We start from the raw sequence: 8,248 nt of genomic DNA on the forward strand, positions 1-8,248 counted from the left end.
TCTCGCAGCGGCATGAAACCGGCGGACGCTCCACTTAGCAATCGCGTCGAGCTGTTCAGATGAACCGAGCCACCTCTGTTCTGAGCCCGGCGGGAAGTTGAGGTTTGTAAGGCATCGAGCTGATACATTAGGTCGTTTGCATTGCAGCCTTCATAAATAAGCTGTAAAGGAGACAATATACCATCACATTGGATTCTCTCATTGTTATTACCGACCATCCCCGTCACCGTTCTCACCGGCTATCTGGGCGCGGGCAAGACGACGCTCCTGAACCGCATCCTCAGCGAAAACCACGGCCGCAAATATGCGGTCATCGTCAACGAATTCGGCGAGATCGGCATCGACAACGACCTGATCGTCGATGCCGACGAAGAGGTGTTCGAGATGAACAACGGGTGCATCTGCTGCACCGTCCGCGGCGACCTGACCCGCATCATCGAAGGGCTGATGAAGCGCAAGGACGGCTTCGACGCGATCATCATCGAGACCACCGGCCTCGCCGATCCCGCCCCCGTCGCGCAGACCTTCTTCATGGACGACGACGTGCGCGCCCGGGCGAGCCTCGATGCGATCGTGACCGTGGTCGATGCGCGGCATGTCCTCGCCCGGCTGGAGGACAGCCACGAGGCCGAGGAGCAGATCGCGTTTGCCGACGTCATCCTGCTCAACAAGACCGATCTGGTGACGGCGCAGGAGTTGGAGGTGGTGCGCCAGCGCGTCCGCACGATCAACGGCCAGGCGCGGCTGCACGAGACGCAGAACTGCGTCGTACCGCTCGAGGAGGTGCTGGAGCGCGGCGCCTTCGACCTCGACCGCATCCTCGGGATCGAACCCGATTTCCTGTCCGAGGACGATCACGAGCATGACGATTCGATCACCTCGGTATCGCTGAGTTCGGCGACGGCGATCCGGCCCGAACTGTTCATGCCGTGGCTCCGCAACCTGACCGTGGTCCAGGGACAGGACATCCTGCGTCTGAAGGGCGTGCTGTCGTTCCCCGACGAGGACCAGCGCTATGTCGTGCAGGGCGTCCACATGCTGCTCGACGGCAATCATCAGCGCGACTGGAAGCCGGACGAGGCCCGCACCAGCCGGATGGTGTTCATTGGCCGCAATCTCGATCCCGTCGCCTTGCGCGCCGGGTTCGAGGCCTGCGCGGTTCCTGCCAGCCGATGATCGACGCGATGGGTGAAACGCTGGTGCAAAGCCACGGCCGCCGTGTCGAGGTCGGCGCGGAGCCGACCGCGATCCTGTGGCTCCGGGACGACGCGTGGCTGACGCTCGGCGACGGCAGCGTGCGGCACATGACCGACGCGGGCGAGGTCGCCGCGCATCCGGTGCACGGCGGCGCAATCCTGGCGGCGTGCCGTCATCCCGATGGACGCTCGATCGTCACCGGCGGCGACGATGGCCGGGTATGCCGCGTGACGGCGGATGGCGATTTTCTGGAGTTGGGCCGCTTCGACCGACGCTGGGTCGAGCATCTGGTGGCGAGTCCCGCATCGGGCCTGATCGTCGCGGGCGTCGGTCGCGAAGCGGTCGTCTGGACGCCCGGCGCCACCGAACCCTCGCACCGCTATGCGATCGGTTCGACGATCGGCGGCTTGGCGCTCGACGGCAAGGGCAAGCGATTGGCCGTCGCGCATTATGGTGGCGTCAGCCTGGTCTATGCCGCGACCGCCGGCAGCGGCCGCGTCGCGCTCGATTGGATCGGCTCGCACCTCGCCTGCACGATGAGCGCGGACGGCCGCTATGTCATCACCGCGTTGCAGGAGACCGGACTGCACGGCTGGCGGCTTCCCGATCTGCGCGACATGCGGATGTCGGGCTACGTCGCCAAGACGCGCAGCTTCTCGTGGGATCGCCGCGGCAAATGGCTGGCGACCAGCGGCGATGCGTGCACCGTCCTATGGTCGTTCGATGGCAAGAGCGGCCCGATGGACAAGCCGCCGTTGCTGCTGGCCGAGCGGCGGGGCGCGATCGTCACCCGCGTCTCTTTCCATCCCCGCAGCGACCTGCTCGCGGTCGGATATGACGATGGCGTCGTCGTCCTCACGCAGACCGGCGACGATCGCCCGCTGCTGGTCGATGAAGAGGGCGCTGCCATTACCGCGCTCAGCTGGAACGACGCCGGCACCCGGCTCGGCTGGGGCGACGAGGACGGCCGGATCGGCATTCTCGACATGGCCGCGCGCGCATGAAGAGCCCGTGCGTCGATATCTGCCGCTTCGATGGCCGGACCGGCTGGTGCGTCGCCTGCGGGCGCACGCAGGTCGAGTGCCGCGGCTGGCGCAAGGCCGCGCGGCCGACCCTGCTGGGGATCCAGGCAGAGCTGCCCCGCCGCCTCGCCAAGTTGGCCGCGCGCGGCATCGTCGCCTCGGAACTGGCGCCCGACCCGATTTCGGAAGACCCCGACACTATCTCGGAAGACATGGCATGACAGATCCCTCGTTCGCACTGCCCACGCTGGGCCTGATGTTCGTGCTCGGCCTGCGCCACGGGCTCGATCCCGATCACGTCGCGGTGATCGACAATATCGTCTTCCGCATGGTCGAGGAGCGGCCGCGATTGTCGCCCTGGACCGGTACGCTGTTCGCGCTCGGCCACAGTCTCGCGGTGGCGGTCGTGGCGATCGGCGTGTCGCTGTTCGCGCACTGGATCGTCGTGCCGCGCTGGACCGCGACGCTGGTCGATACGATGGTGATCGCGTTGCTGATCCTGGTCGGCACGCTCAATCTCGTCGCGCTGCTGCGACACCGCGCGTACGCGCCGGTCGGGTGGCGGGCGGGGCTGGTGCCGCGGTCGCTGCGGTCGAGCACGCACCCGGCGGCGGTCGTCACGATCGGCGTCGTGTTCGGGCTGGTGTTCGACACCGCGACCCAGGCGGCCGCCTGGGGCGCGGCAGCAACGACGCGGGGCGGGCCCGCGGCCGCCGCCGGTATCGCGCTGGCCTTCACGATCGGCATGGTGCTCGCCGATACGCTGGACAGCCAGATCGTCAGCCGATTGCTGCGCTCGAGCCAGCGGGCGGGTAGGGGTGCAGGCGGATCGGTCATGCGGTATCGGCGCGCGGTCGGCTGGCTGATCGTCGGTCTGTCCTACGGCATGGCGCTGTTCGCGGCGTCGGAGGCCGCGGGCTTCGCGCTCGACCTCGACGACCAGACCTTCACCGCGATCGGCGTCGGCGCTGCCACCATCGTCGCGGTGCTGCTCGCCCACGGTGCCTGGATCGCCCGCAAGGCCAGTCGTCCCGCTCTGGAAGGCGCGGCATGACCGGCCTGGTCACCGGACCCGGCGCGCTGATCCCGGTCTCGGTTCTCACCGGCTTTCTCGGCAGCGGCAAGACGACCGTGCTCAATCGGCTGGTGCGCGATCCGCGGATGGCGCGCTCGCTCGTCATCATCAACGAATTCGGCTCGATCGGGCTCGACCATGACCTGATCGTCCGCAGCCAGGACGACATGGTCGTCGAGATGATGGGCGGTTGCCTGTGCTGCACCATCCGCGGCGACCTGTTGCGGACGCTGCGCGAGGCGCCGTGGCGGTTCGCGCGCGACGGCAAGTGCTGGTTCGACCGGGTGGTAATCGAGACGACCGGTCTCGCCGACCCGGCGCCGATCCTGCACACGCTGATGACCGACGAGCGCCTGCAGACGCTGTACCGGCTCGACGGTGTCATCACCACCGTCGACGCCGCGACCGGTATGGCGACGCTCGATGCGCAGGAGGAGTCGATCAAACAGGCCGCGGTCGCCGACCGGCTGCTGCTGACCAAGACCGATCTGGTCGGTGCGGACGCGCGTGCTGCGCTGGAAGCGCGGCTGCACGCGCTCAACCCCGCGGCCCCGATCACGGTGGCGGTCGATGGCGCGGTCGATCCCGACCTACTGTTCGAGGCCGGGCTGTATGATCCGACGACCAAGAGCCACGACGTCCGCCGCTGGCTGAACGCCGAAGCCTATACGAGCCCGGTCCACGACCATCACGACCATCATCACGGGCACCATCATCACGACGTCGATCGCCACGGCGACCGGATCCGCTCGGTCTGCCTGACCTTCGACGACCCCATTCCAGCCTTGGCGTTCGAGCGCTGGCTGGGCATCCTGACGATGTTCAAGGGCGCCGACATCCTGCGCGTGAAGGGCATCGTCAACGTCGAGGGTGTCGATCGACCGATGGTGATCCACGGCGTCCAGCACATTTTCCACCCCCCGGTCCGGCTCGACGCCTGGCCGAGCGAGGATCGCCGCAGCCGGATCGTGTTCATCACCCGCGACCTCGACGAAGCCGATCTGCGCGGCACGCTGACGCTCATGACGCTGGGGCTCGAGCATTTCGGTCTGGTCGGAGAGGACGCGATGACCCTAGGGGCAGGGGGGGACTGATCCCGGACAGGCGCTGACGACCACGAGACGACCGCAGGGGCGGGGCGATCATATTAAAAACGGGGGATATCGGTGCGCACGACGATCGTAAATTCATGGGTACGCGGTGCCGCCGCGGCGACCGCCCTGTGCGGCGCCTCGACGGCGGCGATCGCCCAGGACAGCACGCCGACCGCGTCGCTGTCCGTACCGGCGGCGGGCGAGGAGATCACCGTGACCGGCTGGCGGCTGCGCCAGCTCGACGTCGCGACGCCGACTGCGAGCCGCCTCGGCCTGTCGATCCGCGAGACGCCTGCCACGATCGACCAGATCGGCGCCGACGAGATCCTCACGCGGGGGTTCCGCACCGTCGAAGAAGCGACGGTCAGCCTGCCGGGCGTCATCTCGGGCGGCTCGCCGGGCGATCCCTCACTGTTCTCGATGCGCGGCTTTACCGGCGAGCAGATCACGGTGCTGCACAACGGGCTGTATCTCGGGCCGGCGAACATGATCAATCGCCCCGGCAACACCTTCAACATCGCCAGCATCGACGTGCTCAAGGGGCCGGCGTCGGTTCTATACGGGCAGGGCGCGATCGGCGGCGCCGTCAACATCGTCAACAAGAGCCCGGACTTCACCGCCGACAGCCTCCAGGCGCTCGCCTCCTATGCGTCGTTCGACACCGCCAGCATCGGGCTGGGCAGCAACCACCGCCTCGGCGACACGCTCGCCGCCCGCGCCGACGTGAGCTATCATCGCACCGACGGCTTCGTCGATCGCGCCGGTTCCACGTCGTTCAACGCCACCGGCGCGGTGCTGTTCAAGCCGCGCGACACGCTGTCGATCGCGTTCAGCGTCGATTATCTCAAGGACACTCTGTCCACCTATTTCGGTACGCCGCTGGTCCCGGCCTCGTTCGCCGCCGATCCGATCGGCGGGATCCTGTCGACCGGCAAAGGCTATGTCGTCGATCGCCGCACGCGCTTCACCAATTACAACGTGGCGGACAACCGCGCCAAGAGCTGGCAGGTCTGGCCGCGGGTCGTCGTCAACTGGTCGCCCTCCGACCACCTCACGCTGTCGAACACCGCCTATTATTTCCATGCCGAGCGGCAATGGATCAACGCCGAGAACTACGTCTTCAACGCGACCACTAAGTTGATCGACCGCGATCGCTTCTTCGTGTTCCACAACCAGGATCTGTTCGGCGATCAGTTCAGCCTGACGCACAAGGACAAGCTGCTCGGCCTCGACAACACGCTGGTCGTCGGCATCGACTACAGCCATCTCGATTTCGTCCGCAGCCGGGGTTTTCCCGATGGCGACAGCGTCGATCCGCTGCACCCGAACCCGGGTCTTTTCGGCGCGATCGACAAGCGCGTGTCGCCGACCCGTTGGGACCAGATCGCGCTGTTCGGCGAGGATGCGCTCGCTCTCACGCCCTCGCTCAAGCTGGTCACGGGCTTGCGCGCCGAGCGGCTGTATCTGACGCGCGAGAATTTCAACGTCGATGGCAGCTTCAACGCCGGGTCGAGTTTCGACCGCACCTACCGGCTGTTCAACTGGCGCGTGGGGCTGGTGTACGACGTCTCGCCAAACGTCACCGCCTACGCGTCGTACAGCACCGGCAAGGATCCGGTCGGCGCGAACATCTTCCTCGTCAACGCCAACCAGAATTTCGGCTTGAGCACGTCGCACCAGGTCGAGGGCGGGCTGAAAGCCGATCTGATGCACGGCCGCGGATCGCTGACGCTCGCGGCCTACGACATCGAGCGCGAGAACATTTTGACGCAGGTCGCGGTCGATACCGTCAGCAATATCGGCAGCCAGCGGTCGCGCGGGATCGAAGCGTCGGGCGAACTGCGCGTGACGCCGGCGTGGGCGGTGATCGCCAGCGGCACCTATGTCGACGCGAAATACGCCAATTTCGTCGATCCGAACTACGGGATCGCCGCGTCGGGCAACACGCCGCCTAACGTCCCGGCCTGGGTCGGCAATATCTGGACGACGGTGCAGCATATCGGCGGACTGCCGCTGGAAGCGGGCGGCGGCGTCAAATATGTCGGCAAACGCTACGGCAACACCGCCAACGACCTCGTGCTCAAACCCTATGCGACGGGGATCGTCTACGCGACCTATGCGCTGACGCCGCGCTGGTCGCTGACCGGGCGCATCAACAACGTCTGGAACAAGACCTTCGTGCAGTGGGCGGACATCTATTACCCCGCGCAGGTCATGCTGGGGGAACCGCGCAGGTTCGAGGTCAGCGTCCTTGCCCGCTTCTAGCGCGAAGACGCGGTGGCGTCAGGCGATAAAGACGCTCGTCTGGTTCCACCGCTGGCTCGGCGTCGCGACCTGCCTGATCTTCGCGCTCTGGTTCGCGAGCGGGGCGGTGCTGCTGTTCAAGCCGTTCCCGTCGCTGTCACACGCCGACCAGCTGCGGCTGGAGGCGCCGATCGACTTCGGCGCGGTGGCGATCTCGCCGCGTGGCGCAGCGATCGCCGCCGGTCAGCCGACCGCGTTGCGCCTCGTCCAGCGGGGCGGGGCACCCGCGTATATCGCCACCACGCCGGACGGGACGATCGCGATCGATGCGCGATCGGGTGAGAGGCTGGGCGATCTCACCCCGGAGGATATCGCCGCGGACCGACGTTCATCGCCCGGTACGACGCCCCCGGTCGCGATCGCCTACGACCAGTGGGTCGTCCACAACCGCTTCGATCCGCTCCGCCCGTTCTACCGGATCGACCTCGCCGACCGACATGGGACGAGCCTCTATCGCTCGGCGAGGACCGGCGAACTGGTCCAGCGCACCACCGCCGCCGATCGCGGCTGGAACTGGGTCGGTGCGGTGCTGCACTGGGCGTATGTCACGCCGTTGCGGTCGAGCTTCACCGCGTGGGACCGGACGGTCTGGACCCTGTCGTTCGTCGCGCTGTTGGTGGCGATCGCCGGCACGTTCCTGGGCATCATCCGCATGCTCGCGGCGCGCCGTCTGCGCACGCCGTCGTTCACCGCCTACCGCCGGCGCTGGATGCGCTGGCACCATCTGCTCGGCCTGTTCGCGAGCGTCTTCGTACTGAGCTGGACGTTGAGCGGCTGGCTGTCGATGGACCATGGCCGCCTGTTCTCGCGCGGTCAGCCGACCGCCGAACAGGCCGCGCGCTATGCTGGTGCCCCATTGACGACTGCGCTGCCGAACGATCTGCCGACGGGCATGCCTGCAAACACCAGGCAGCTCGACTTCACGGTCGTGGGCGGCCGGAGCCAATCGGTCGCCTGGCAACCCGACGGAACGGCCCTGACCAACGACTCCGCGACCGCGCGTATTGCGCCCGCGACCATCCGCGACAGGATCGGCAAGGCGGTGCTGACAGCATTTCCCGACGCGTCGGGTTTCAGCGTCGCCCCGATCGATCCGACTGCGACCTATGCCTTAGCGGAAGGCTGGCCTGCGACGGCCGTGCGCGTATCGCTCAAGGGCAAAGCGCTTCCCGATGTCTACGCGGACGGCGTCGACGGTCGGTTGCTGACGGTGATGGACGACAGCCGCGCGCGCTACGCCTGGATCTATTACGCGCTCCACACCTTCAACGTGCCCGGCCTCGCTACGCGCCCGGTGCTGCGTCGGATCATCGTGCTGATCCCGTTGATTCTCGGCTTCCTGTTCAGCCTCACCGGCGTCGTGCTGGGCGTTCAGCGCCTTTGCAAACCCATTGAGTACCGGTCCTGATAGAAATCTCTACGGCACTCAATCCGGCTGGACCGAGGGCTGCTGGGGGATGCAACTTAACCAAACGCTCTCTATATTAGAGGCATCGCATGCCCTTCCTGAGCATCGTGCGGCTGAGAGACCCCCGGGCTCCCGCTCATCGGGACGG

The 8,248-nt window shown here is 66.8% G+C and carries 7 protein-coding genes; all 7 read left to right on the top strand.

The annotated features are described in order from the left end of the window. Positions 1-201: 201 nt before the first annotated feature. The 7 genes from LRP66_RS18045 (at position 202) to LRP66_RS18075 (ending at position 8,100) form a co-directional block, all read left to right on the top strand. On the top strand, positions 202-1,176 hold the full coding sequence (locus LRP66_RS18045) for a CobW family GTP-binding protein (RefSeq protein ID WP_230483983.1): 975 nt from the start codon (positions 202-204) through the stop codon (positions 1,174-1,176). An 8-nt stretch (positions 1,177-1,184) separates the two neighbouring features. Then, a complete protein-coding gene (locus tag LRP66_RS18050) occupies positions 1,185-2,201 on the top strand; it encodes a WD40 repeat domain-containing protein (RefSeq protein WP_230483984.1) in 1,017 nt (338 codons plus the stop codon). Beyond that, positions 2,198-2,440, top strand: coding sequence for a DUF1289 domain-containing protein (locus LRP66_RS18055; protein WP_230483985.1), 243 nt, complete (start codon positions 2,198-2,200; stop codon positions 2,438-2,440). The genes LRP66_RS18050 and LRP66_RS18055 overlap by 4 nt, the downstream gene beginning before the upstream one ends. Next, positions 2,437-3,273: a HoxN/HupN/NixA family nickel/cobalt transporter gene (locus LRP66_RS18060; protein ID WP_230483986.1), complete on the top strand. Its 837-nt coding sequence runs from the start codon at positions 2,437-2,439 to the stop codon at positions 3,271-3,273. Before LRP66_RS18055 ends, LRP66_RS18060 begins: the two co-directional genes overlap by 4 nt. Further along, positions 3,270-4,388 (top strand): CobW family GTP-binding protein, encoded by a 1,119-nt coding sequence (locus LRP66_RS18065; protein ID WP_230483987.1) that lies wholly within the window; start codon positions 3,270-3,272, stop codon positions 4,386-4,388. Before LRP66_RS18060 ends, LRP66_RS18065 begins: the two co-directional genes overlap by 4 nt. Before the next feature lie 72 nt (positions 4,389-4,460). Continuing rightward, entirely contained in the window at positions 4,461-6,653 is a 2,193-nt protein-coding gene (locus tag LRP66_RS18070) for a TonB-dependent receptor (protein ID WP_230483988.1), read from the top strand. Then, positions 6,640-8,100 (top strand): PepSY domain-containing protein, encoded by a 1,461-nt coding sequence (locus tag LRP66_RS18075; protein ID WP_230483989.1) that lies wholly within the window; start codon positions 6,640-6,642, stop codon positions 8,098-8,100. Before LRP66_RS18070 ends, LRP66_RS18075 begins: the two co-directional genes overlap by 14 nt. Positions 8,101-8,248: the final 148 nt, after the last annotated feature.

This window comes from Sphingomonas sp. Leaf21, from assembly GCF_916858675.1.
Lineage (GTDB): Bacteria > Pseudomonadota > Alphaproteobacteria > Sphingomonadales > Sphingomonadaceae > Sphingomonas.